Here is a 563-nt window from a genome sequence, read left to right on the forward strand (position 1 = left end):
TTTGATCATCGGTTAAACCAGATAGCCCAACTAATTTTTGAGCTTCTTCTGAAACACAGTTCGCCTGATTATCACGGAATAATTTCCATTCTTCGACGACTTGTCCATTTGGCAAATGGCAATAACCTACCTGACCATTTGCTTCATTTCTAATTTCTAATTTCCCGCCTTGTTCAACGCAATATTGACTAGCAGGATTTGGTGAACCAATTTTTGGAGGAGTTGAATCTTTATGTTGTACTGATGAACAAGCCGTTAACGAAACAAGCGCTAAACCAAGAAAGATAATTTTTTTCATAAATTTTGCTTCTTACTAAAAGAAATAAAGATATCAAAAAAATTTATGTTTTATATGACTTGTTTACAATAAAAAACCTTCATAGAGAGCAACTTACAAAATAATTCTCTATTGCAAATGTTAAATTATGATGCGTTATATCTAACAATAAAATTTATCTTCTATGGTCTTTCTAAAATACGCGGCCCGGCACCTTCTTGTCCCAACACATCATTTGGATTCCTTAATGGACATTGTTCTAATGACAAACAACCACATCCAATAC

The 563-nt window shown here is 33.4% G+C and carries 1 protein-coding gene; it reads right to left on the reverse strand.

Annotated elements, in window-relative coordinates:
* Window positions 1-298 (reverse strand): putative hemolysin (locus ABD296_RS50075; RefSeq protein WP_344285752.1); only part of this gene is annotated, 298 nt, incomplete at its 3' end.
* Between the last annotated feature and the right edge of the window lie 265 nt (window positions 299-563).

This window comes from Actinomadura napierensis (assembly GCF_039529375.1).
Lineage (GTDB): Bacteria > Actinomycetota > Actinomycetes > Streptosporangiales > Streptosporangiaceae > Spirillospora > Spirillospora napierensis.